This is a genomic window from Paenibacillus sp. FSL W7-1332, from assembly GCF_037969785.1.
Taxonomy (GTDB): Bacteria; Bacillota; Bacilli; order Paenibacillales; family Paenibacillaceae; genus Paenibacillus_AQ.
In genome coordinates this window covers 7060875-7085955 of the sequence record NZ_CP150209.1, presented here as the reverse complement: position 1 = coordinate 7085955, position 25081 = coordinate 7060875, and the positions used below count along the sequence as shown (strand labels likewise).

The window sequence follows — 25081 nt, the reverse complement described above, 5'->3', positions numbered from 1 at the left end:
ATAACTTGTTAAAGTGTTAAAATGCCATTCCGGTATACGAAAAGCCGCCATGCATAACCCTGTAAGGGCTGCATGGCGGCTTGGCTATCTGTTATCTATTCGTTGTTTTCGCTTGCAGCTGCGACGGCAGCTGCTTCTTCCGCTGCTGTTTCGGCTGTTTCTTTAACAATTTGCAGCTTCGTGTAGCGGTGGGTCTTCTTCTCGATGATGGTAAACGTCAGTTCACCGTAAGTCCATGTATCGCCTTTGGCAAGCTCGGAGTTATGTCCGTACAGCCAGCCGCCGATCGTATCCAGGTCATCGGTGCTCAGGTCGATGTGAAGCAGATCGTTGATCCGGTTAATGGATACCTTGCCGTCGGCAATAATGCGGTTCGGCTCAGGCTGGGTCAACTCGCGTTCTTCATCCTCGTCGAATTCGTCGCGGATTTCGCCGACGATCTCCTCGAGAATATCCTCGATCGTGATCATCCCCGAGGTGCCGCCGTATTCATCGATCAGGATGGCCATATGCGTGCCTTCCTGCTGCATTTTCCGAAGCAATTTCTTGATCGGTATCGCTTCGGATACCGTCATGGCCGGATGAATCAGCTTGGTCAAGTCGATGTTGGAATTGTCATCAAACTCCAGAAAGAACTGCTTGGTGTTCACCATGCCGACGATCTGGTCCTTGTCACCGCGTACAACCGGAAAACGGGTGTACTGCTCGCGCTTGATGATCTGCAGATTAGTGGCAAGCGGCTTATCGACATACAGGCAGATCATATCGGTACGGGGTACCATAATTTCTTTGGCAAGCATATCATCAAAAGCGAAAATTCGGCTTACATAACCGTATTCAGCTTGGTTGATCTTTCCGCTCTCATAACTGTCGCTCAGAATCATGCGGAGTTCTTCTTCCGAGTGAGCTTCCTCGTGCTCACTGGCGGGATGCATGCCGAACAGACGAACGATTTTGTTGGCGGATCCGTTCAGCAACCAGATGAACGGGTACATGATCCGGTTAAACCAGATAATAGGTGTCGCACAGAGGAACGACACGGCTTCCGCTTTATTAATAGCAATCGTCTTTGGCGCAAGTTCACCGATAACGACGTGAATATAAGTCATGATAATAAATGCAAGCAAAAACGAGATTAGCGATCCGATGGCCGCAGGAATTGCAAAGCTATCAAACACCGGGTGAAGAATTTTCTCGATGGTCGGTTCCCCGAGCCAACCAAGACCGAGCGCCGTGATGGTAATTCCCAGCTGACACGCGGACAGATATCCATCCAGATTCGAAGTTACCTTTTTGACGGCAAGCGCGCCTTTGCGCCCTTCCATTACCAATTGGTCTACCCGGCTGGGGCGAAGTCTTATGATAGCAAATTCCGTCATAACGAAAAAAGCGGTAGCTGCGATAAGCACAGCGACTAAGAATAAATTTAAGCCTATACTGTCATCCAAACAAAACACATCCTTTTTTATCTGATCCGAATTAGTTTTTTATTAACCATCACTTACTATGCATGGCTGTCAACATAATTCGACCGGAATTTTAAAGGGTCTAGTTTCATGTGCTTTAGGAGCAGAAACATATCGGTATCCGTGCGGCATGTAACGTTATGCAAGGAAAGCAGAGACACATGGAATTTTGACTCCAGCATCAACCGAACGGGTTCCGGGCTCTTGGGCACCGGCGTTGGCGATGGAAGAGTCCCTTCAGACGCTTCCATTCCCTGCGTAGCAGCAGCGGAATCGGAAATGTCCACCAGGGGGACATGCGTAAAGGAAGCAATCAGAAGAAGGCCAAGTGTTGAACATATAATTCTGTTTATCCTTCGTATGGGGTCCAAGTCGGATCGTCACTCCTACAATTCATAATCGATTTGTTCATAAAAAATATATGGCTTAATTGTCAGCGTATGAGTATGAGTCATTTAAGTTGTTGTACGTAATTTCACCACGAATGCGGGTTTCAAAACAAGGTATATTGCTAAGATTATAAAATTTATAGTTTTCAGCGAAGCGTAAGCAACTCTTTAATCGCATTTATAGTTTTGGGGTCCCCGCAAAGTATTTGGAATAAGCATCGAAGCATAGGCTCCACTTTGTGGGGCTATTTTATTAATCATAAGAAAAAGTAAGCCACTATGTCAAATAACCGTCGCCCTCGGGTTAAAAAACCTTATGCATCAAGGGATGCCGGCGATTCTCTGCCAAACACAAAAAAGGACAACCCATTCGATTTATCGAAAGAGTTGTCCTATTAAGCAACGGGCTATTTATGGTATGGCAGCTGTTTGATATAGCTGTCCGACAGATGGAGCAGCTGCAGCGCGCGTTCGAATTCTTCCTTGGTCGCCTGGGTCCTCTTCTCGTCCGCGTTCGGAAGCGGATGCTTGGTTCCATCCTCAAAGCCGATTCCCGGGATGTACAGGGTCGTATTGTTAATAAAGGTACCGGAAGGAAGGTAATACCGTTCCGGCAGCAAGTTATTATCGGTGTTGTTTAACAGATCCTGGCCGAAATGAAGCTGATTGTCCATCGATACGCCGAGCAGGTTAGCGACCGTTGGCAAGAGGTCGATCTGCCCGCCGACTTGCTCCTTGACTTCCGGCTGAAGGCCTTTTCCATGGATCATAAGCGGGATATTGATCATATCGCCGGAGTTATAATCACGGCCATAAATTTCGTGCATCAGCTCTTTATCCTTGTTGTCCAAGGAATAAATCGGCAGTCCGAGGTGGTCTCCGTAGAGAACAATCAGGCTGTTATCCCACACGCCGTCTTTCTTCAGCTGCTCAATGAATTTACCAAGCGCATCATCGGCGTAATTCTGCGAACGGATGTAGTCGCCGACGAAGGTGCCTTCATAACGCTCCGGCAGCGTCATCCGATATTTATCTTCAGGAATCGTGAACGGATGGTGAGCCGACATGGAAATGACATGGCTATAGAACGGTTTATCGGATTCGTTCATCTTCTTCAGCTCGGCTGCGGTTTTGGAATACAGGGCATCATCCGAGGCACCGAAGAACAGCTTATCTTCATCGCCGAAGAATGCTTTATCGTAATAACGGTTGAAACCGAGCGCCTTGTACAGCTCTCCACGATTCCAGAATTCCACCACATTGGTGTGGAAAGTGGCGGTATCATAACCTTCCCCTTGCAGCAATCTCGGCAGGCTTGGCAGAACTCTGTCGGCATAATGCTGCGTTGCCGCTCCCCGCGGTGGAATGTAGAAGGATGTATTCACCACAAACTCGGCATCCGAGGTATTACCTTGGCCGACATTCTGGTAGAAGTTCGGGAAGTATTGGCTCTCGCGGGCCAGCTTGTTGATGTTAGGGGTAATTTCCTTGCCGTCAATCTTGAGGTCGACCAGGAACTCCTGGAAGGACTCCATCTGGATAATGATCAGGTTCTTCCCTTTGGCGACACCTGAGAGCAGGGCTTCCTGATCAGCCGCCTTGAGGCCCTTCAATCCGTTGACTTTAGCCTGCGTGATGGTCTTGGCATCCACAAGCTCTTTGTTTTCCTGCTGGAAAATCGTATAGGCCTCATAGTTAAGAATGCCCATCTCCTGCGCCTTCACGATTTCGTTCATGCTTGCGCGGTTCGGCATAATCTGGAACAGGCACAGCATTAAAGAGACAACGAAAACAATAGGGATAATCTTGCGCTTTTCCTTCTTGGCATGCCGAATCTTCCATTTTTTGACGCGGTCACTTCGCCATAATAGAAAAAACATACCGATGATATCCGTGAAGATCAGCAGATAGTAAGGGTCCATCAAGGAGAATACGCTATTGCTTACCGCGGTTACCTGATTGACCTGCTCCAGCGCGTGATACGTAACAATGACACCGTAATATTTATAATACATAATGGCTGCGAAGAATATGGCGGTCAGCAATAAGTTAACACTCATATAGGCGGCGAGCTTTCGCTTGGAAGCGAACCATTCGATTAAGCTGAATGCAAGCCAAATAAAAGGAATTTCCGTAATGAGCGGCTTCCATGGCATGACATCATCAAAAATGACCATCCAGGCCAGGTAGCTTTTGAGCAGCATAATGACAGAGAAAAATATAAAAGGCTTCGTAATCGTTAACCGAAACCGCGAGGTGGAAAACACCTGTATCGCCTTCCTTTCAATGCCGCGGTATACCTAATTCTAGAACTCCAGCGGCCATTCGTTATTTAAGAATCGATAGACGTTATTCTTACTGTTGATATACATTCCGTATACCATTTATTTTACAAAACTAATGAACAGAACTTATTATGACCTCTTCGGAGGAGGTTGTCAAAGAGTTAAAGTAAGTCCCCAAGCTTCTTATAACAACATGAAATAGACAGCCCAAAAAACCGGCCATCGCCGGTTTTGTCAGGGTCTCAGCAATATTAATAAAGAAAGGACATAATCAGTGGTGCGGTTCCGAGGGTGAAGAGAGCGGCAACGATCATCGAAATGCTGGAGATCGTCCCCGAAAGGGAGCTGAATTCGAATGCCTTGGAGGTGCCGGTTCCATGGGCGCTGGTTCCAAACAGCACACCTCTTGCGATATCGCCCCGAATCCGGAAGATCCGCATGACGGCCGGTCCGATCATGGAGCCTAGAATCCCGGTCATAATGACAAAAACGGCGGTCATGTTCGGCACCCCTCCAATGACCTCCGAGACGTTCATGGCAATCGGCGTTGTTATGGAGCGCGGCACGAGACTGGTGGCGAGCGAGCTGTTCAGGTGCATCCATTTTGCGAGAAATGCGGAGGATATCATCGCAAGTACCGATCCGGTCAGCACGCTGAGCATAATCTCGGCCGCATGCTTTTTAAGGGTTTGGAAGTTTTTGTACAAAGGCACGGCAAAAGCGATTGTAGCCGGTCCAAGCAGCTTGCTGATCCACTGCGCCCCTTCATTGTATGATTCATAGGATACGCCTGTTTGTGTCAATATCACAACAATTAGTACAGGAGTAATGAGGAGCGGTGACAAATAGACCTTTGGCAGGCGGCGATACAGTTTTTTGGCCCCCCCATAAATCCCGATCGTTAACAATAAGCCGAGAATTACCGTCAACAGGATGTTCATGGTGTTTTTCGCTCCTTTCTGGATGAGATGAAGCCGGCGGTTAGTCCTGAGCTGACCATCACAATGACGGTGCTAAACAAAACCACGGCTAGAATCTGGAGCCCTTCGGCCTCCAGCATCGGGAAATATTTCATGATGCCAACTGCAGCAGGAATAAAGAACAGCAGCAATTCGGCGAGCAGCCAATTAGCGCCAAGTTCGATCCACTCTAGGCGGAGGACTTTGATTTCGAGAAGTATGAATACTACAACGATTCCGAGAATGCTGCCCGGAATTCCTATATTCAGCCAAGCGGCCAGTTGATCCATCCCTAAGGAAAGAAGCATGAAACCGGCCACTTGGAGCGTTCCTTTCAGCATATTGATCATGACCGGCCTCCTTTATTTTCATTGGTAATGAAATTTTACAACGATAATTTTCATAGGTAAAATGCATATATCGAATGATATGCATTCCATTTATCTATACATAGAGGAAACCGGAGGGAGTATCGGATGGATATACGGCACCTGGAGTATTTTCTTGAGGTAGCGAGGAACCAAAGCTTCACCAAGGCTGCCGAGAAGCTGTATATTACGCAGCCAACGATCAGCAAAACGATTCGCAACATGGAGGACGAGTGGGGCGTAACCTTGTTTTATCGGCAGGGCAAGCGGATTGAGCTGACGGACGCGGGTCATATCATGTATCAGCAGGCGCAGCAAATGGTGGATTCCTTTCAGCGGGTATCGGCCGAGCTGGAGGATCTTATGAACCTGAAGCGCGGACATCTCCGTATTGGGCTTCCGCCTATGGTAGGTTCAAGCTTTTTCCCGGAAGTGATCGGGCAGTTCCACCGGGAATATCCGAAGATTACCATTCAGCTGATTGAAGATGGGGCGAAGAAGGTCGAAGCGGATGTGGAAAGCGGTCAGACGGATATCGGCGTTGCGGTGCTGCCGGTCAATGAGGATGTATTCCATTATTATTCCTTTGTCAAAGAGAAGCTGAATTTGCTCGTCCATCCTTCTCACCGGCTCGCAGACAGAGATCATGTGCACCTGAATGAGCTTGCTGATGAGGCGTTTGTATTGTTTCGAGAGGACTTTACGCTGCATGACCGGATTATCCGCGAATGCGTCAGCGCGGGCTTCGAGCCAAGGGTGGTCTATGAAAGCTCGCAGTGGGATCTCATCAGCGGCATGGTGGCCGCGAATCTGGGCATCGCACTGCTGCCAGAGACGATCTGTAAGGAAATCGACTCTTCGCGCGTGACGATACTGCCGCTGGATAATCCCTCGATCCCCTGGCAGCTCGGGATGATCTGGAGGAAGGACCGGTACCTGTCCTTTGCCGTCAGGGAATGGATCAGCTTTACACGCGCACTGTTGGGTGAGCATGATTAAGTTTGTTTTAAATTAAAGGACATTTCATACATTTTCACTCCTTGGACATAATATCCATAGTAAGAGAACCCATTTTACAAGCCTATATCCAAGGAGGAATGACATTCGTGAGTGGCCAAGATCATGATGCTAATAACGGAATAAACCAAGAACGGGCAGGATACACCGAGAATCGGGGCGAGACGGAGCGGGAGGATACGCTGACGAACCGCCAGGGACATCCTATTTCGGATAATCAGAATGTGAGAACGGTAGGGAATCGGGGTCCGATGACCCTGGAGAATTATCATTATCTGGAGAAAATCACGCATTTTGACCGTGAACGTATTCCGGAGCGCGTTGTGCATGCAAGGGGTGCTGGAGCTCACGGTTACTTTGAAGCTTACGGGAAAGTGGGCGATGAGCCTGTTTCGAAATATACCCGGGCCAAGCTGTTTCAGGTTGAAGGCAAGCGCACACCGGTGTTTGTCCGGTTCTCCACCGTTATCCACGGTGCCGGCTCACCGGAAACGCTTCGGGATCCGCGCGGGTTTGCCGTGAAATTTTACACCGAAGAAGGCAACTGGGATCTGGTCGGCAACAACCTGAAAATATTTTTTATCCGTGATCCGCTCAAATTTCCGGATATGGTCCATGCGTTCAAACCGGATCCAGTATCCAACGTTCCGGGTCCAGTCGGCATGTTCGACTTTGTATCCCGTTCCCCGGAAGCGACGCATATGATCACATTTGTCTTCTCCCCATGGGGCATTCCGGCTAACTACCGCCAAATGCAGGGCTCTGGTGTGAATACATACAAATGGGTCAATGCAGAGGGCAACAGTGTGCTGATCAAATATCACTGGGAGCCGCTTAAGCAAGGCATTAAGAACCTTACGCAGGAAGAAGCAAACAAGATCCAGGCCATGAATGACAGCCATGCGACACAGGATCTATATGAGGCCATTGAACGCGGGGATTATCCGGAATGGGAGCTATGCGTTCAGATTATGAGCGATGATGAGCATCCGGAGCTGGAATTCGATCCGCTTGATGCAACCAAGCTGTGGCCGGAAGATCAATTCCCGTTCCTGAAGGTAGGCAAAATGGTGCTGAACCGCAATCCGGAGAACTACTATAACGAAGTGGAGCAAGCGGCCTTCGGCACGGGCGTGCTGGTGGATGGTCTCGATTTCTCGGACGACAAGATGCTCCAAGGTCGCACATTTTCTTACTCGGATACCCAGCGGCATCGGGTGGGCACCAACTATCTGCAGCTGCCGATCAATGCGCCGAAGAAGCGGGTCGCTACCAATCAGCGCGGCGGGCAGATGTCTTATTACGTGGATAAGGCACCAGGGCAAAGCCCGCATGTGGATTACGAGCCGTCCATGACCGACGGTCTGGTGGAAGCCGCGCAGACAGCGAAGCCTCATCAGCCCCATTATAATGCCAACCTCGTCCGGCAGAAGCTGGATCGCACGCTGGACTTCAAGCAGGCCGGGGATACGTACAGAGCCTTTGAGGATTGGGAACGAAACGAATTGATTAGCAACCTGGTGGGTGCGCTTATCCAATGCGATATTCGGATTCAAGACAAGATGGTGGAATATTTCACGAATGCGGATGAGGATTATGGACGCCGCGTGCGGGAAGGACTCGAGCAGGCCAGAAAGGGCTCGAACGAGAACGTACGGGAGCAGGCGGTAGAGGATGCAAACCGCATGGGCCATGAGGCGGATCCTTACTAAAATTCGCTAGGCCGAGAGCGGTCTCCAGGTTATGATTTGCTATGGCAATAAAGAAAGCCGCCTGCACAGTGATTAATGTGCAGGCGGCTTTACCATTTGAGGTTGTAAAATATTTGCGGAATGTTAAGATGTTGCAAGGAATCAAAACGATACATATCGAATCAACATAGAACCATGGGAAGAGGAGGCTTGCTTTATGGCAATACAAGCGGGAATCATCGGCTACGGCCTGTCCGGGTCGGTGTTTCATGCACCTATCCTGAGAAGCGTGCCGGATTACGAAGTCCACACGGTTGTGTCATCAGATCCGGACAAGGTTCATAAGGATTTGCCTGATACGGCAGTTGTCGATAGCGTGGATGAGCTTTTGTCTAATCCGGATATTGATGTTGTCATCATTACGAGTCCGAATGCAACGCATTACGAATATACCCGGTTAGCCATCGAGGCTGGTAAGCACGTGGTCGTCGAGAAGCCGTTTACCGTAACATCCGCCGAAGCGGATCAGCTGATTGATCTTGCCAAGCAGAAGGGAGTCCTGCTGACGGTATATCACAACCGCCGCTGGGACAATGACTTTCTGACCGTCCGCAATCTGCTGGAGACGGGGGCGCTCGGCAAGCTTTCCATTTATCAGGCACAGTTCAGCCGCTACCGTCCGGAGGTGCAATCGGAGCGATGGAGGGAACAGGGAAATCCCGGGTCCGGCATTCTGTACGATTTAGGTTCGCATCTGCTTGATCAGGCGCTGTTCCTGTTCGGTCTGCCAGAGACGCTGTGGGCGGATTTGAGAAAGGAGCGCAAAGGGTCCAAAACCCATGATTATTTTCATCTGGTGCTGGGTTATAAAACGTTTCGCGTTATTCTGCATTCCGGTTCGCTGGTCCGGCAAGCCGGCCCGAAATTCGAGCTGCATGGGGATAAGGGAAGCTTCCTGAAGTACGGAACAGACCCACAGGAAGGACAGCTGAAGCAGGGGATGCACCCGGGGGATGCGGGCTGGGGCGAAGACCAGCCGGACCAGTACGGGGAGCTTGCTACCGAGCTGAGCGGGCTTGCGGTTCAGGGCGAGATTGAGACGCTGCCCGGCCGCTACCAGGCCTTTTATCAGGGACTGGCCGAAGCGATTCAGAAGGATGGCCCGTTACCCGTCCAGCCTGAAGAAGCCCGCAATGTTATCCGCATGATCGAGTATGCATTGCAGAGTCATCAGAAGGGCCGAATGATCAAGATCACGTGAGATGCCGCTGGATCACGGTATTGTAGTCCTGGTTGGCTAACACATAGTTTGCTCCGATTTGTGGGATATTAGGTGATGCTACCCTTGGTAGGTATTTCATCAGGGGAGTCGATCCATATCACACCAATGAAGGAGAGAGAACGGATATGAAGCAACGTGGTATCCTTCGTCCGGCCCTTATGCTTCTTATGAGCTTGGCGGTGATGCTGTCCATCGCCGGAGCGGCTTTGGCGGGCGGAAGCGGTCCGTTTCATTTTGGGTTCAAAAAAAGCGTCAATGGCCAGCTGCCCTCCATCAACGAGGAGGGTTTTAAGGAGCTCCTGAAAAAATACGATGCGATCTTCATGGGCGATGCTGAGCAGAAGGAGCTCTATCTTACGTTTGATAACGGATATGAGAACGGATATACTTCCCGTATCCTGGATACGCTCAAAGAGAAGAAGGTGCCTGCCACCTTTTTCGTGACCGGACACTACGTGAAGACGCAGGAAGATCTGCTGAAGCGGATGACGGCGGAAGGCCATATTATCGGCAACCATTCCTGGAATCATCCGGATGTGACCACGATCTCGGCAGAGAAGCTGACCGAGGAGTTGGAACGGGTGAAGAAGGAGGTTATTCGCATAACAGGTCAGCCGGATATGAAATATTTGCGTACGCCGCGGGGTATTTTCGATGAGCGGTCGCTGGCGACCAGCAAGCAGCTGGGTTACACCAATGTCTTCTGGTCGCTCGCGTATATGGATTGGGACGTGAAGTCCCAGCGCGGTGCGCAGTATGCTTATGATAAGGTAACCGCGCAGCTCCACCCGGGCGCCGTGATCCTGCTGCACTCGATCTCCAAGGACAACACCGAGGCGCTTGGGCGGATCATTGACGAAGCCAGGAATCGGGGGTACGAGTTCAAGAGTTTGGATCAGATGCAGAAGAAAGCCCCGTAAGCATATGTTGCATACAGCGTGCAGAACGCCATCCTGTCAGGATGCCTTCTGCACGTTTTTTTGTTTCGAATGAATTCGGATGCTTCGCTTTCAGGAACGAATGTTTGGTATAATACCCTTCATAGAACATGAACGAAGGAGACCATCATGCCTCATACTATCCAAATATCCGTCAGGCCGCTGGTGGAATACGTCTTTCGCAGCGGCAGCATTACCTCGGGTTTTCGCACGGCGACATCCCTGACCGAGGGAACCCGGGCGCATCAACAGGTGCAGCGCGACTATGGTGAGAATGATCAGAAGGAAGTTCAGCTTGAAGTCGAGATTCCTTACGAGGATCTTCTGTTTGTCGTGGAAGGTCGCTGCGACGGTCTGATTCATGAGGAAGAGCGGATCATGATTGACGAGATCAAGTCGACTTCCGGCGATTTGGGCGTGATTACGGAGCACACGTACCCGATTCATTGGGCACAGGCCCAAATGTACGCCTATATGTACGCCAAGCAGCATGAGATTCCGAAGATGGCGGTGAGATTAACCTACTTCCAGGTCCCGAGCGGAGAGCGGAAGCAGTTTGTACAGGAATGGAGCTTGGATCAGCTGGAATCCTTTGTCTTGGAGGTCGTGGCGGCTTATGCGCCTTATGCCAACCTGCTGCGGGAGCATGGCGAGCGGAGGGACCTGAGCATCCGCGAATTGAAGTTTCCGTTCCCCGCTTACCGCGAGGGACAGCGAAAGCTCGCCGGGGCCGTTTATAAAAGCATCGGGGAAGGACGAAGATTGTTTGCCAAAGCGCCGACGGGCATAGGAAAAACCATATCCACGCTGTTTCCTTCGGTTAAAGCGATCGGCGAGGGCCTGTTGTCGCGGATTTTTTATCTGACGGCCAAGACGATCACCCGAACCACCGCGGAGGAAGCTATGGCGCGTATGGAGCGTCAAGGACTCTGCATGCACACGGTCACGCTGACGGCGAAGGACAAGATTTGTTTCCGTGAAGCGGAAGGCTGCAGTCAGATGGGCTGCGCCTTCTCGGAGGGTTACTACGACCGGATTAACGGCGCCATACTGGACCTGCTCTCGAATGAAACATTGATCACGAGACCCGTTATTGAAGAGTACGCCCGGAAGCATACGGTGTGCCCGTTTGAGTTCTCACTGGATGCCGCGTATGCAGCCGATGCCGTCATCTGCGATTACAACTATGTGTTTGATCCGCGCGTATCCTTTAAACGGATGCCGGAGGACGTGAAGAAACGCAGCGTGCTGCTCATTGACGAGGCGCATAATCTGGTAGACCGTGCGCGGGGAATGTTCTCGGCCGAGCTGAATAAATCGGCTTTTCTGGAACTGCAACGGGCTTACAAAGAGAGCAATCCCGCGCTTTACAACGCGGCGAAGCGGGTGAATAACCGCTTTAAAGTGCTGCGTAAGGTCAGTGAGGAGGAAGAGCGGATTGTCGGGTCCCAGCAGCCGGAGATGATGGTTGAGCTGCTTGAGGATTTCTCGCTCCAGGCGGAGGCAGAACTGATGACCGGCAAGAGCGGGGATGAGGCCGATGCGCTCCTGGAGTGCTATTTTGCGGTGCAGGGGTATCTGCGCATCTCCAAGCTGTATGACGACCGATTTGTCACGTATGCGGAGATGAGTCAGAGCGAGGTGTTTCTCAAGCTGTTTTGCCTGGACCCCTCTTATTTGCTTCAGCAGGCGGGAAAAAACTACCGCTCCAGCGTATTTTTCTCGGCAACACTCATGCCGCTCGGATATTACCGCGACATGCTGGGAGCAGAGGAAGAGGACTACAGCCTCTCGATTCCCTCTCCCTTCTCCTCCGAGCAATTGGATGTTCGGATTATGCCGTTATCGACGAGATTCAAGGATCGGGAGCGCAACAGAGAGGCCATCGTCCGGATGCTGAGTGCGCTGGTTCAGGAAAAGCCGGTAAACACCTTGATCTTCCTGCCGTCTTATCCCTACATGCAGGACATTCATGAGGCGTTTGCCAGAATGAATCCGGGAGCCCGTACCTTGCTCCAGGGGCATGGGATGAGCGAGGAGGAGCGGGAGGCATTCCTGAACGCCTTCCAGGCGGATGCGGAAGATCCGCTGATCGGCTTTGCCGTGATGGGCGGAATTTTCTCCGAAGGCATCGATTTGAAGGGAGAACGGCTCTCGAGCGTCGTGGTCATCGGGGTAGGACTGCCGCAGCTATCTTTCGAGAATGATATCATCAAGGATTATTTTGATCGTACCGGCAAGCGGGGATACGATTACGCCTACGTGTACCCCGGCATGAACAAAGTGCTGCAGGCCGGAGGGCGCTTGATCCGATCGGAGCAGGACAGCGGGACGCTGACGCTCGTCGATGACCGCTTTCTGAATCGACAGTACGGGATGCTGCTGCCCGAGGAGTGGAGGCATTACAGGCGCATCTAATTTTTTCATGAGATGTTGACAACTGGAAATTGGGCACCTATAATACGGATATATTAATTAAGCTGAAGGAGGCTGATGTCAAATGGTTATGATGCATAGTGGATGGGTAGCATTGACGTTGGTCTCTTTGGACGGGAAATTCTAATGGTATAGGGGTATAAGGCATGTAGCTATACTTGTCTTTAACTCCATACGGAAAGAGCCCGCAGGAGACCGTGCTTGGTATCCTGCGGGTTTTTTGTGTCTATGCAAGGGCTTGGTATGATCTTTATCGGCTTGGCCGTACGGGGTTTGATGCCTTCTTCTTGTATATATTCAGATTAGCCGCGGATACAAATCTGCGGTTTTTTTGTGTTTGATAACAACCAATCCAATAACGATAAGGGGATATAACGAATTTGACTAAACAAGACATGACCATGCTGCAAGCCTATGGATGGAATGAACATTGGAGTTTGATGGCCGGGCAGATCCCGCAGCAGGATAAAGCGCTGGTACCTGCACGCATCACAGCCCAATTCTCGAAGCAGTACCGCATTATTACGCAAGATGGAGAGCAATCCGCGGTAGTCACGGGCAAATACGAATACGAAGCGACCAGCAAAAGCGATTTTCCCGCTGTTGGCGATTGGGTCATGGTGGAGCCGCTGCAAGGAGAATCCCGTGCCGTCATTCATCAGCTGCTCCCCCGAAAGTCCGCGGTGACGCGCAGGGAAGCGGGAAGCATCCCGGATGAGCAGATCATTGCCGCAAACATGGATACCGTGTTTATCATTAATGCGCTGAACAAGGATTTTAATGTCCGCCGGATTGAACGCTATCTGATTGCGGTCTGGGAGAGCGGAGCCGCACCCGTCGTGCTCCTTACCAAGGCGGATTTATGTGAGTCGCCGGAAGATTATGTCGCGCAGGTAGAGGCTGTTGCACCGGGCGTGCCGGTTCATGCGGTGAGCTCCTTGATGGATCAAGGGAAGGAGCAGCTTGGGGAGTATCTGGTGCAAGGGAAAACAATCGCCATTACGGGTACCTCCGGTGCCGGCAAATCGACGCTGCTGAACTGGCTGTCCGGTCAGGAAATGCAGCGGGTTCAAGGGATACGCGAGGAGGACGCAAGGGGACGGCACACGACGACGCATCGAGAGCTCTTTGTGCTGCCGGGAGGCGCGATTATGGTGGATACGCCGGGCATGCGGGAGCTGCAGCTGTGGGATTCGGAAGAAGGGTTTGAGGCAACCTTTGCGGACATTGCCACGCTCGCCCAGCAGTGCCGGTTCCATGATTGCCGTCATGAGACGGAGGCCGGCTGTGCGGTCCGGGAAGCACTGCAGGACGGAACACTGGATGCGAAACGATACGCGAATTACAAGAAGACGGAGCGGGAGCTCGCCCATATCGCCCGTAAAGAGAGGGTCAGCACTCGCCGTCAGAATAAGAGTTCAGGCAAGACCTCACGGAAGAGCGACAGAGACCGCAAGGGTACGTACCAGCAGCTCCTGTACGATGACGAATAATGGATGTTACGGGAGGTCCGGAGTCGATTTGACTTCGGCCTTCTTTCGGGTATATAGTTAGGTAACCAAATAAATTGGCAGACTATCTATTTATTGAAGCGGTTGCAGAAAAGAGGTGGACCATGGCAGAGGATAAGCATCCAGATTTACATCATGAGAACAACGGGAAAGAGGAAAAGGAATCGCGAGCAGGGCTGTGCATGAAGGGTGGCAGCCGAGAAGATAGCGTCGCCGGCAGGCTCTTATACAGCATTCGCATGTTCCACAAGCAGGAATGGGATCAGCACTTGATTTCCGGCTATACGCCCGGCGAGATCCGCGTTCTGATGGGACTCAAACATCATATCGAGCCTGATGGTCCTGGCATGAAAGTGTCCGAAATCAGCAGCATGATGAATGTTACGTCACCGACGATCACCCAATTTATTAACGCTCTCGAGAGCAAGGGTCTGGTGGAGCGGGTGATGGATGTGCAGGATCGACGTGCGGTTCGCGTACAGCTTACCGAGGAAGGGCACCGCGTTGTCCAGGAAACCTATCAGAACGTCAAGAACAATTTTAACGAGCTGGTGGATTTTCTAGGCGAAGAGGACAGCGTCAAACTGACGGAGCTGTTAACGAAGGTGTATCATTTTCACGAGCAAAAACGCAAAACGAATGAAACGACATCAGACAACGAGTAGGGGTGGGGGATTTGTTAAAACTGTTTCATTACATGAAACCGTACCGGACCGCGGTCATTTTTGTCCTGCTGTTCACATTTTTCCAATGTCTGTCTGATCTGTACCTGCCGACTTTGATGGCAGACATTGTGGATTATGGCATCGTTGAGGGAGATGTGCCTTACATTTGGCGTGTGGGCGGCTTTATGCTTCTGGTAGCAGCAGGGGGCATGTTGTGCTCTATTGCCGCGAGTTATTTGGCATCCAAATCCGCTACGGGATTCGGGAAGATTGTTCGGGGACGCGTCTTTTCCCATGTAGAAAATTTCACGCTGCAGGAATTCGACAAGATTGGTACGGCATCCTTGATTACCCGTACAACGAACGATATTACGCAGGTACAGCAGGTCACGATCATGATCCTTCGCATGATGGCGATAGCACCGATGATGTGTATCGGGGGCATTGTGATGGCCGTGTCGAGAGACCCGGGACTGACGACGGTGCTTCTGATCGTCCTGCCGATTCTGGCACTGGCTATTTTTCTTATCGCGAAAAAAGGGATTCCGCTCTTCAAAGCGATCCAGGTGAAGATTGATACGCTGAGCCGCGTGCTGCGGGAGAATCTGACCGGAATCCGGGTCATCCGTTCCTTCAACCGGATGGACCATGAAACCGTCCGCTTTAACGACGCGAACGAGGACCTGACGGCCACCTCGATCAAAGTCAATAAAATCATGGGGGCGATGATGCCTGTCATGATGCTGGTTATGAACTTTGCCACGCTGGCGATTGTCTGGTTCGGAGCCCACCGCATAGAGGGCGAATATATGAAGGTCGGCGACCTTATGGCATTTCTCCAATACGCGATGATGATCATGTTCTCGCTCATCATGTTATCCGTTATGTTTGTCATGATTCCGCGTGCACAGGCATCGGCGGTTCGGATCAATGAGGTGTTGAACATGATGCCGGAGATCCATGATCCGAAACAGCCGAGCGATGCCGGCGTGGAGCACGGCTCGATTGAATTTCAGGATGTAACCTTCTATTATCCGGGTGCGGAGGAGCCCGCCATTTCGGATATTTCCTTCCATGCCGGGCCGGGTGAAGTCACGGCGATCATCGGCGGAACCGGCTCGGGTAAATCGACGCTGATCAGCTTGATCCCTCGCTTCTATGATGTTTCCTCGGGCCGGATTCTCGTCAATGGAACGGATATCCGGGACATGATGCAGGAGGACCTGCGGGGCCGGATCGGATTCGTGCCGCAGAAGGCGCTGCTCTTCACCGGTACCATTGCGGAGAATATCCGCTACGGTAAAGAAGATGCAACAGACGAGGAGATCCGGCATGCAGCGAAGGTTGCTCAGGCCGCCGATTTCATCTCTTCCATGGAGGGCGGATACGATGCCGAGATTTCGCAAGGCGGCAGCAACGTATCCGGCGGTCAGAAGCAGCGGCTCTCGATTGCAAGGGCGCTGGTTCGACGGCCCGAGATTTATGTGTTTGATGACAGCTTCTCGGCGCTGGATTTCAAGACGGATGCCAATCTTCGGGCAGCGCTCCGCGAGGAAACGACGGAAGCTACCGTTCTGATTGTCGCTCAGCGGGTAAGCACCGTCATGGACGCTGACCGGATTATCGTGCTGGATGAGGGACGCATTGCCGGCATCGGCACGCACGAGGAGCTCATGGCTTCCAGCGATGTGTACCGCGAAATCGTTACCTCGCAGCTGTCAGAGGAGGAGATCGCATGAGTGAGAAGAAACGGGGAGGACATCCCCGGGGACCTGGCGGTCCCTTTGGCGGCCCGCACGGGCCCGGAATGGCGGGGGAGAAAGCCAAGGATTTCAAAGGCACGTTTCGCCGGTTAACGCGATATCTTAAACCGCATACCGGCAAGCTGCTGATCGTTTTGATTGCAGCTATTCTCAGTACGATATTCAGCATCGTGAGCCCGAAAATATTGGGGGATGCGACCACGATCCTGTTCAAGGGCTTCATGGCCAAGATGCAAGGCGTGCCGGGGGCCGGGATCGACTTTGACGCTATTCGGACGATCATGCTCTGGCTTGCAGGCTTATATCTCTTAAGCTCTCTATTTGCATACATCCAGCAATATGTTATGGCTGGTGTGGCCCAGCGGACCGTGTATGATTTGCGTAAGGATGTTTACAACAAACTCGGCCGTTTGCCGCTGAAATATTTTGACGCTCGGACGCATGGGGAAACGCTGAGCCGGGTGACCAACGATATGGACAATATCAGCAGTACGCTGCAGCAGAGCCTGACGCAGATGATTACCTCCGTTGTCACGCTGGTCGGCGTCATCGTCATGATGCTCACGATCAGTCCATTGCTGACGTTGGTGGTTATTCTGACCTTGCCGCTTAGCGTGGTGGTCACCATTGTGGTTGCCAAGCGTTCGCAGAAGCATTTTGTGGCTCAGCAGAAGCATTTGGGTGAGTTGAACGGACATGTGGAAGAAATGTACACGGGTCATAAGGTCGTGAAGGCCTTTGGTCGGGAACGACAATCCATGGAGCAATTTGATGAGGTCAACGACAAGCTCTATGATGCCGGGTGGAGAGCCCAGTTTATATCGGGTACCATTATGCCGCTGATGGGTTTTGTCGGAAATATCGGTTATGTGATCGTCAGTGTCGTCGGCGGCGTGCTCGTTACCCGCAGAGCGATTGAGATCGGGGATATTCAGGCATTCATCCAATATTCACGCCAATTCACGCAGCCGATTACCCAGCTTGCCAATATCGCGAACGTCATTCAATCCACCGTCGCATCGGCAGAGCGCGTATTTGAAGTGCTGGATGAGGAAGAAGAAGTATCAGAGCATACAGCTCCGGCAGCGCTCAAGAAGCCGCTTGGCGATGTGTCTTTCGAGAACGTGAGTTTCGGCTATAAAGCAGACCAGCTTCTGATCGAGGATATGAATGTGGACGTGAAGCACGGGCAGACGGTCGCCATCGTCGGACCGACCGGTGCCGGGAAAACCACGCTCATTAATCTGCTGATGCGGTTCTATGAGCTGAATAAGGGCACGATTACGATAGACGGCACGGATATTACCGCTCTTCGGCGCGGCGAACTCCGCAGCCTGTTTGGAATGGTGCTGCAGGATACATGGCTCTTTAACGGGACCATCCGGGATAATATCGGATATGGACGCGAAGGCGCCACGGAACAAGAGATCATCCGAGCGGCGGAAGCGGCTCACGCGGATCATTTCATCCGGACGCTGCCGGACGGCTACGATACCGTTCTGAACGAGGAGGCCTCTAACATATCGCAGGGGCAGAAGCAGCTTCTTACGATTGCGCGTGCCATTCTGGCTAATCCATCGATTCTGATCCTCGACGAGGCAACCAGCAGCGTGGATACCCGAACGGAGCTCTATATCCAGAAAGCGATGAATGAGCTGATGAAGGACCGCACCAGCTTTGTCATCGCGCATCGACTGTCCACGATCCGGGATGCGGACCTGATTCTGGTCATGAACAAGGGCAGCATTATCGAGCAGGGAACCCATGAGGAGCTGCTGTCTCAAGGCGGCTTCTATGCGGACCTGTATAACAGTCAATTCAGTGACCAGCATGAAGCTGGATAGCGAGGCAAGGAATGTAATAATAAGAGACCCATCCGCGTGCGGAGTGGGTCTTTTTTTGGGGTTATTAATCATAGGTTTCAGTAGGTTGAGAGCAAGCTGGCAGGCATATTTGTTATTGCATTTTCATATGGTTCTTTTATAATGATGTTTATGTTTATATCTTTAAAGGGAGCCATGATCATTATTGAATAAGTCCGAACTGAACCGAATTACGCAAGAGCTTCTACGTCGGTCGGGCAGCAGTGTCACCGTGGAGATGGAGGCGTATTTTCCAGGGGGCCGGTTAATCGGCGGGAAATATGTCATGAATTCGCACAGCGTGACGATGTATACCGAAGTCATACGCCAGCAGTGTCTGCAGCTGTTTGGCACACTTGAGCTGTTTTCTGCCTATTTTGCGGTGGTATTTGCACATGAGCTGGGCCATTCGATGGACCTGACGCTGACAGAACTCTGCGACAGGATGGATCGAACGGGGGATGAATGGGAGCAGAAGCAGATCGCGCTTCAAATCGAGGAAAATGCTTGGAATAACGCCATGCCATGGCTTCAGGATATGGATCCGGAATTCATACGGATCATCGTGGACCGTTCGCTTGAGGCATACCGCGAGGAACCGGCACCAGAAATCGCTTAGGCCTGCATAGGTAATCCAGGTCCAGGTCATAACATAACACAGGCACCCGTCAGGGTGCCTTTTTGGAATGGTAAGAAACTATAAGCTTCAGTGATTTACTACCTTGGAGGCACCGTTGAAGGGTCTCTAATATCGTATGTTATACAAGATAAAACCAAAGATGGCAGCCACCACAATGAAGGCACCTGCAGCGGCAAGGGTCATTAAAAAATCACTAAGCAGGCTTTGCTGCCGGATACCGCGCAGCTTCTCCTGCGCTTTTTTCTCCGAGACGTCCTCTTTAATTCGATCCAAATACTCAGGGCCTAGAACCATGGGCTGTCCCTCCCGTAAACGATGTGTAAGCTCATTATACCAGAAATATGTTATTTTTGGTTGGATTTAGGTCATAACCGGTATGTAGTCCCATGTTATAAAAAAAGAAGTGAAGCTCGCATGGGCTTCACTTCTTTTAGACAAGGCGTCACTAGAGGGATCGCGGCGTCCGTTCAGCTCTCCGGGTCCAGCTGCTTCAACGGCTCAATGGCCGGCCCTTCAAGCACCTCGCCGTTATAGCGATAGCGTGATCCGTGACATGGGCAATCCCATGAGCGTTCGCCCTCGTTCCATTCCACCTCGCAGCCGAGATGGGTACAGGTCGTATCCACGAGATGGAGATTCCCCTGATCATCCTTGTAAGCCCCGGCGCGCTGACCGTTATGGCGGACGACTGCGCCTTCGCCGGCTTTTAGCTCGGTTATATCGGCGTGGGACATTTCCACCTTGCCGGACACAAAATCCTTCGCAACCAAGGCATTTTGAACGACGAATGTTTTGATGCTCGGATCCGCTTTGAAGCGGGACGGGCTGTATACCTCGGAGTAACGGTTCTCTTTCTCCAGAATTTGATCGCTAATGATCTTCGCGGCTAGCGTGCCTGTCGTCATTCCCCATTTCCGGAAGCCAGTCGCAACAAAGATCCGGTCTTGACTGGACGTGATCGGCCCGATATAAGGCATATTGTCCAGTGTGATCAGGTCCTGAGTCGACCAGCGATATGGAATGGAAGAAGCGCCCAGCAGCTTTCCTGCAAAAAGCTCCAGATTTTCGTAATGCTGATGGGTACAGATGCTGCGGCCCGTCGGGTGATTCTCGCCTCCGACGATAACCAGCTCCTCACCGTCATAAGAAGCTGACCGCAAGGAACGGGTTGGCTGATCCACGCTTAGATACATCCCTCCCGGATAGGCGGTTTCGGGTTTGACAGCAATGGCGTACGAGCGCTCCACATGCAGCCGCGTAAAGAACAATCCCTTCTCGTCAACGAACGGAAAATGAGATGCCGACACGGCGTGATTGCACGTGATCCGATGTCCGCCACGTTTGGTCAGCAGCGTAATAGGTCCATCGGTTTCGGCCTTTTCATCCATGGTCGTGTTCTCATAGATCCGCCCTCCGAGTTTCAGAAATTGTTCCGTCAGATGTTTCAAATACTTCAGAGGATGGAACCGATACTGCCCGGGCATCTTAATGGCTCCCCGAATCGGCATAGGCAGAGGAAGACTGTCCTGCCATTCTCCCGGAATGCCGAGCTTCTCATAAGCTTTGATTTCATCCTCGAGCTTTGTGAGATACTTGTCCTCCTGTTGAGCGTAGATATAGGCATCCTCCAGCTTCAGCCCGAATTTCCCTTCGTCTCCGCCAATAATATCCCTAATGAATTCGATCGCTTCGCGATTTCCTTCGTAGTAGAGCCTTGTCTTCTCCTCTCCAAAATGGTTCATAAATTCATGATAAATCAGCCCATGCTGTGCCGTTACCTTCGCGGTTGTAAAACCTGTTGTTCCGTTCAGTATGCGGCCTGCATCGACGACGACCACATCTTTACCTGCCTTCGCCAGCAGATAGGCTGTGGTGATTCCGGTTATGCCGGCTCCGACGATGGCCACATCCGCTTCGATATCCTCGGCCAAGCGTGGGAAGTCGGGCAGTTCGGTAGTGGCTCTCCACAGCGACACCGGGTATTGCGGCAGTCCTTGGTACGATGAATTGGATGGGTTCATTCACGATTCCTCCTCAGTTTCTAGGGGTCTTGCCCTTAAACTCAGCCTCTGTCTTCATTATTACCACATGGGAATGATTAGAAACGAGCTGATTTCGTTTCGCTGTTTTCTTGCGTTTTCTGGATGATTGTAAATAATTTGGGACATTTGTGCAGAACCTAAGGAAACGAGCGTGAGATTCGGAATTTAGTGAAATGAGGGGTGGTAACATGACCAGCGAACCATATTTAAAGGCAGAGGATGCCAAGAAGTGTCTGCAAGAACATCTACGTAATATCGCAGATATCGAGCAGCGCGAGCTGAAGAATGAAGGGGAGCACACGTTATTGATTTATCTAAAGAGCATGTGCGATCCCATCATGGTCAACGAAAATTTGATTAACCGTTTTTATGAACTGAAATCCTTGGATCTATATGACCAATTCCTCCGGTCCTTTCCCTCAACCGTGGAGCCGAAAGATGAGCAGGAGTTGCTCAGGAATATACTAAGGGGCTGCGTTGCCGTATTTCTCCGGCACAGCGTGCTCCTGTTTGACGCCGTATTGGTTAATGCAGGCACCATTCAGCCTGCCAGTACGGAGAATGTCATTCAGGGTCCCGACGATTCGTTTACGGAAAATATCGAGGTGAACCTGAACCTGATTCGCCACCGTTACCAAACCGCGAATTTAAAGACGGAATTCATGACCGTCGGCAAACTATCGCAGACCCGAATCATCATTATGTACGATGCCTGCAAAGTGGAGGAAACGGTGTTACAGGAGCTTAAAAAGCGATTGTCCGAGCTCAAAGCGGATATTGTGCAATCGGCGTCCGAAATCGAGAGACATACGATGCATCCTAAATTTCGTTTGTATCCGACGCTTATGCTAACCGAACGACCTGACCGGGCCGTACTGAATATCTCCCAAGGAAAGATTGCAGTATTGATGGATTCAACGGGGTATGCGCTTCTCCTGCCGGCCATATTCAATGATTTCTTTACGGCGATGGATGACAAAATCCAGCTTCCCCCGATCGGCTGGTTTCTCAAGGGAATCCGGTATATCGCCTTGTTTGTCACCGTGCTGATGCCAAGCCTTTATGTGGCCTTCACCTCTTATAATCCTGAAATATTGAGGATGCAGGTTACGCTGCTTATTGCCGGAAGCCGGGCTACGGTGCCGTATCCGTCCTTCTTTGAAGTGATTTTCATGCTGCTGGCGATGGAATTTCTGACGGAGGCGAGTGTTCGGCTGCCCAAAGCGATTGGTCAGACCGCTACCACGGTAGGGGGTCTCATTCTGGGAACCGCAGCCACGGAGGCGGGCTTGGTTAGTAACATCATGATCATCCTGGTTTCCGCCGTAGCGATAACAAATTTTGTGATCCCGATAACGATGATGAGCTCAGGCATCCGTGTCACGAAGTATTTGTTCATTGTACTGGCCACCTTATTCGGCTTAGTCGGTATCGTGTTGGGGATGGTGGCCATGATTATGTACCTTACGAGCCTCAGGTCCTTCGGCAAACCATACCTGAAGATGTTTGCTGTGGACTGGAACAAGAAAGGAGATCAGCGAAGTGGTTAGAAATAAATATTTTTATTACCTCTTCCTGCTCAATGCAACCATCAACCTGATTAATTATGTCCCCCGCATCTTGATTACGGATCGCTTTGACGGTGCGCTGATGTCGATTCTTGTGTCCATTCCAATCGGCACATTGTTATTGTTTACTTTCGTAAAGCTGATTCAAAAATTTCCGGGGCAAGGGCTGCCGGAGATTTTTCACTCGGTTATGTCCAAGTGGGTATCCGGCATCCTGCTTTTTTTATACGGACTCGCGTGGTTTTTCTCCAGCGTGATTACCTTGGTCAGTTTCGTTGATATTACCTCTCGCTACATCAGTCCGGATGTGTCTCCCTATATTGTTCTGGTGGGATTTCTGGTGGTGGTTGGACTTAGCGCGAGGCTGGATTCCGAGTCCATTATTTATGCACTGGAGATGATTCTGTACATCTGTGTGCCTATCATCGCCTACATGTCATGGCGTGTCTTCAGCAATCCCTATTTCAGCTGGGATTCCGTAAGGCAAATCATAACCTATGCATGGAATATGCCCAATTATGAAACGGTGGCGGCGGCAACTTTTATTTTTACGGGCTACGTGAACATGGTGGTATTCAACCGAATATTTCACCGGTTCCGAGTACGCCATGTTTGGGCGATTGTGGTGGTCAGTATGCTTACCCTTCTGGTTTCGATCTTTGCACCCATTGGCATATTGGGCGCTGCGGGCGCCGGACAACACGTATATCCTGCCTTCTCGACGGTGGATGCGCTTCGGATTCGTTATTTCATCATTGAACGGATGATTTATGTCTTCTACGTGGTGTATATGTGCCTCTCCCTCGTGAACTCTATCATCCACTGGCATGTAGGTAAGGAACTGATCCTGGGAAGCTTCGGATTAAAGGTCGATAAGGGCAAAGCGATGACAAAAAGGAGGAAAATCGAATGGTGGGTGATTCTCCTCTTTTCCCTGATTACCTTCGGCACATCGTTTATCGTGAATCAATACATATTAAATGATATGGCGGTTGTCTTTCTGGATGTTCGGTTCGCGGGGGAATTCCTGCTCATTGCCCTGTTATTCTATGCGGTATGGAGGAAAAGGAGGAAGAAGGCATGAAAGACCTGAAACGATGGCTGGTCTGGCTCATGTGCTGCTCTTTTTTGTTTCTGTCGGGATGTGATTTTAGAGATATCGATCTCAGACTTTTTGTTGTGTCCATTGGCATTGATGTCTCGAAGGAAAATCCCGGCATGAACCGATTCAGCTTCAAAATCGCGATTCCTTCGGGAGACCCGAAGACCGGGGATAAGAAGTCATTGCTTATTACGCAGGAAGCGACAAGCATCGCTGAAGCGATCAGGGAGGTTAAATCGAAAGTAGATAAGGAGCTTGACTTCGGACATTGCAAGGGAGTTATGTATGGGGAAGCATATGCCCGGGAAAATATCGGTAAAATTCAAGACTGGACCGTTCGGAGGCGAGACATGCAGCTGCTGATGTATCCAGGAGTTGCTGTTCCTACAGCGGAAGCCGTATTAAAGGCTGAACCCCCAACCGAGCGGATCGCCGGAAATGCGATATTTCTGGCGCTCAGTGAGGATGGGACGGAATCCCCGTTCATTACCAAGACATACTCCTTCGATCTGACCCGCCGAATGACGGAGGAAGGAGAAGATCCGGTTATGCCCGTCGTGGAAACGACCGAAGACCAAGTTCTGAATATCAACAAGGTAGCCTTGATGGATAAGAGCAAGGTGAAGGTGATTCTGAATCAGGAGGAAACCAGGCTGTATAACCTGCTCGATCTCCGGAACTTAAGCACCAATTTCGGGACGAGGGTTGAGGGCCAATTGCTTGAAGTGAACACGGACAGGACCCGGGCTAGATATAAGATCATAACGGATAAAGCAGGGGAAGAAACCATTGACTACAAGATTCGGATAACGGCCATTCTGGAGGAGAAGGAGGATCCCGAACAACTGGATCCGAAGGATCTGCGTAAGATCGAAGAGCAATTTAGCAAGGAAATATCCCAATCGGTAAAAAAACTGCTGGAGAAGATTCAAAAAACAGGCCTGGACCCGCTGGGTTTCGGCCTCCGATATGGAGGCACGCACTGGAACAATCAGACGGAGATGGAGGAATGGCGTGCCATTTACCCCCATGTCAAGTTTAATGTATCGGTCAGGTTAAGGATAAAGTCGACCGGTTATAAACGTTAGACAAGGTAC

At 50.9% G+C, this 25081-nt stretch carries 19 protein-coding genes; 13 read left to right on the top strand and 6 right to left on the bottom strand.

What is annotated here, in order from left to right:
* Positions 1 to 95: 95 nt before the first annotated feature.
* The 4 genes from MKX98_RS32200 to MKX98_RS32185 all read right to left on the bottom strand — a co-directional run bounded on the left by MKX98_RS32200 (position 96) and on the right by MKX98_RS32185 (position 5449).
* Entirely contained in the window at positions 96 to 1448 is a 1353-nt protein-coding gene (locus MKX98_RS32200) for a hemolysin family protein (protein WP_194540006.1), read from the bottom strand.
* Positions 1449 to 2262: 814 nt separating this feature from the next.
* A complete protein-coding gene (locus MKX98_RS32195) occupies positions 2263 to 4122 on the bottom strand; it encodes an LTA synthase family protein (RefSeq protein WP_339220433.1) in 1860 nt (619 codons plus the stop codon).
* A gap of 269 nt (positions 4123 to 4391) precedes the next feature.
* A complete protein-coding gene (locus tag MKX98_RS32190) occupies positions 4392 to 5081 on the bottom strand; it encodes a CidB/LrgB family autolysis modulator (protein ID WP_071218792.1) in 690 nt (229 codons plus the stop codon).
* Positions 5078 to 5449, bottom strand: a complete 372-nt coding sequence (locus tag MKX98_RS32185; protein ID WP_339220431.1) for a CidA/LrgA family holin-like protein — start codon at positions 5447 to 5449, stop codon at positions 5078 to 5080. Before MKX98_RS32185 ends, MKX98_RS32190 begins: the two co-directional genes overlap by 4 nt.
* A gap of 126 nt (positions 5450 to 5575) precedes the next feature.
* Between MKX98_RS32185 and MKX98_RS32180 the strand changes: the two genes are divergently transcribed.
* The 10 genes from MKX98_RS32180 (at position 5576) to MKX98_RS32135 (ending at position 19251) form a co-directional block, all read left to right on the top strand.
* Positions 5576 to 6466, top strand: coding sequence for a LysR family transcriptional regulator (locus MKX98_RS32180; protein ID WP_071218794.1), 891 nt, complete (start codon positions 5576 to 5578; stop codon positions 6464 to 6466).
* 140 nt (positions 6467 to 6606) lie between these two features.
* Complete coding sequence (locus MKX98_RS32175) at positions 6607 to 8196, top strand: catalase (RefSeq protein ID WP_339224634.1); 1590 nt, start codon at positions 6607 to 6609, stop codon at positions 8194 to 8196.
* A 196-nt stretch (positions 8197 to 8392) separates the two neighbouring features.
* Positions 8393 to 9436 carry an oxidoreductase gene (locus tag MKX98_RS32170; protein WP_339220430.1) on the top strand — a complete coding sequence of 348 codons (1044 nt, stop codon included), beginning with the start codon at positions 8393 to 8395 and terminating at the stop codon, positions 9434 to 9436.
* A 146-nt stretch (positions 9437 to 9582) separates the two neighbouring features.
* A complete protein-coding gene (gene pdaA / locus MKX98_RS32165) occupies positions 9583 to 10377 on the top strand; it encodes a delta-lactam-biosynthetic de-N-acetylase (protein ID WP_194540002.1) in 795 nt (264 codons plus the stop codon).
* Positions 10378 to 10524: 147 nt separating this feature from the next.
* Positions 10525 to 12813, top strand: coding sequence for an ATP-dependent DNA helicase (locus MKX98_RS32160; RefSeq protein ID WP_339220427.1), 2289 nt, complete (start codon positions 10525 to 10527; stop codon positions 12811 to 12813).
* Positions 12814 to 13211: 398 nt separating this feature from the next.
* Positions 13212 to 14324: a ribosome small subunit-dependent GTPase A gene (gene rsgA, locus MKX98_RS32155; RefSeq protein WP_339220425.1), complete on the top strand. Its 1113-nt coding sequence runs from the start codon at positions 13212 to 13214 to the stop codon at positions 14322 to 14324.
* 122 nt (positions 14325 to 14446) lie between these two features.
* Positions 14447 to 15007: a MarR family transcriptional regulator gene (locus MKX98_RS32150; protein ID WP_071218800.1), complete on the top strand. Its 561-nt coding sequence runs from the start codon at positions 14447 to 14449 to the stop codon at positions 15005 to 15007.
* A gap of 11 nt (positions 15008 to 15018) precedes the next feature.
* Positions 15019 to 16746, top strand: a complete 1728-nt coding sequence (locus MKX98_RS32145) for an ABC transporter ATP-binding protein (protein ID WP_220687256.1) — start codon at positions 15019 to 15021, stop codon at positions 16744 to 16746.
* Complete coding sequence (locus tag MKX98_RS32140; protein ID WP_339220423.1) at positions 16743 to 18614, top strand: ABC transporter ATP-binding protein; 1872 nt, start codon at positions 16743 to 16745, stop codon at positions 18612 to 18614. Before MKX98_RS32145 ends, MKX98_RS32140 begins: the two co-directional genes overlap by 4 nt.
* A 184-nt stretch (positions 18615 to 18798) precedes the next feature.
* Complete coding sequence (locus MKX98_RS32135; protein ID WP_194539997.1) at positions 18799 to 19251, top strand: hypothetical protein; 453 nt, start codon at positions 18799 to 18801, stop codon at positions 19249 to 19251.
* Positions 19252 to 19377: 126 nt separating this feature from the next.
* Here MKX98_RS32135 and MKX98_RS32130 read toward each other — a convergent pair whose 3' ends face one another.
* On the bottom strand, positions 19378 to 19566 hold the full coding sequence (locus MKX98_RS32130) for a hypothetical protein (protein WP_071218804.1): 189 nt from the start codon (positions 19564 to 19566) through the stop codon (positions 19378 to 19380).
* Between the two features lie 173 nt (positions 19567 to 19739).
* On the bottom strand, positions 19740 to 21293 hold the full coding sequence (locus tag MKX98_RS32125; RefSeq protein WP_194539996.1) for an FAD-dependent oxidoreductase: 1554 nt from the start codon (positions 21291 to 21293) through the stop codon (positions 19740 to 19742).
* Positions 21294 to 21502: 209 nt separating this feature from the next.
* Here MKX98_RS32125 and MKX98_RS32120 point away from each other — a divergent pair, with 209 nt between their 5' ends.
* From MKX98_RS32120 to MKX98_RS32110, 3 genes are read left to right on the top strand one after another with little or no spacing between them, the layout of a single operon-like run.
* Positions 21503 to 22864 carry a spore germination protein gene (locus MKX98_RS32120; RefSeq protein WP_339220421.1) on the top strand — a complete coding sequence of 454 codons (1362 nt, stop codon included), beginning with the start codon at positions 21503 to 21505 and terminating at the stop codon, positions 22862 to 22864.
* Positions 22857 to 23966, top strand: coding sequence for a GerAB/ArcD/ProY family transporter (locus MKX98_RS32115; RefSeq protein ID WP_194539994.1), 1110 nt, complete (start codon positions 22857 to 22859; stop codon positions 23964 to 23966). Before MKX98_RS32120 ends, MKX98_RS32115 begins: the two co-directional genes overlap by 8 nt.
* Positions 23963 to 25072, top strand: a complete 1110-nt coding sequence (locus MKX98_RS32110) for a Ger(x)C family spore germination protein (RefSeq protein ID WP_339220419.1) — start codon at positions 23963 to 23965, stop codon at positions 25070 to 25072. Before MKX98_RS32115 ends, MKX98_RS32110 begins: the two co-directional genes overlap by 4 nt.
* The last annotated feature ends 9 nt before the right edge of the window (positions 25073 to 25081 follow it).

Coding starts and splice junctions, on each gene's coding strand:
- MKX98_RS32190 (WP_071218792.1), bottom strand. CDS start 5,081: ATGAACATCCTGTTGACGGTAATTCTCGGCTTATTGTTAACGATCGGG.
- MKX98_RS32185 (WP_339220431.1), bottom strand. CDS start 5,449: ATGATCAATATGCTGAAAGGAACGCTCCAAGTGGCCGGTTTCATGCTT.
- MKX98_RS32180 (WP_071218794.1), top strand. CDS start 5,576: ATGGATATACGGCACCTGGAGTATTTTCTTGAGGTAGCGAGGAACCAA.
- MKX98_RS32170 (WP_339220430.1), top strand. CDS start 8,393: ATGGCAATACAAGCGGGAATCATCGGCTACGGCCTGTCCGGGTCGGTG.
- pdaA (WP_194540002.1), top strand. CDS start 9,583: ATGAAGCAACGTGGTATCCTTCGTCCGGCCCTTATGCTTCTTATGAGC.
- MKX98_RS32160 (WP_339220427.1), top strand. CDS start 10,525: ATGCCTCATACTATCCAAATATCCGTCAGGCCGCTGGTGGAATACGTC.
- MKX98_RS32150 (WP_071218800.1), top strand. CDS start 14,447: ATGGCAGAGGATAAGCATCCAGATTTACATCATGAGAACAACGGGAAA.
- MKX98_RS32140 (WP_339220423.1), top strand. CDS start 16,743: ATGAGTGAGAAGAAACGGGGAGGACATCCCCGGGGACCTGGCGGTCCC.
- MKX98_RS32130 (WP_071218804.1), bottom strand. CDS start 19,566: ATGGTTCTAGGCCCTGAGTATTTGGATCGAATTAAAGAGGACGTCTCG.
- MKX98_RS32125 (WP_194539996.1), bottom strand. CDS start 21,293: ATGAACCCATCCAATTCATCGTACCAAGGACTGCCGCAATACCCGGTG.
- MKX98_RS32120 (WP_339220421.1), top strand. CDS start 21,503: ATGACCAGCGAACCATATTTAAAGGCAGAGGATGCCAAGAAGTGTCTG.
- MKX98_RS32110 (WP_339220419.1), top strand. CDS start 23,963: ATGAAAGACCTGAAACGATGGCTGGTCTGGCTCATGTGCTGCTCTTTT.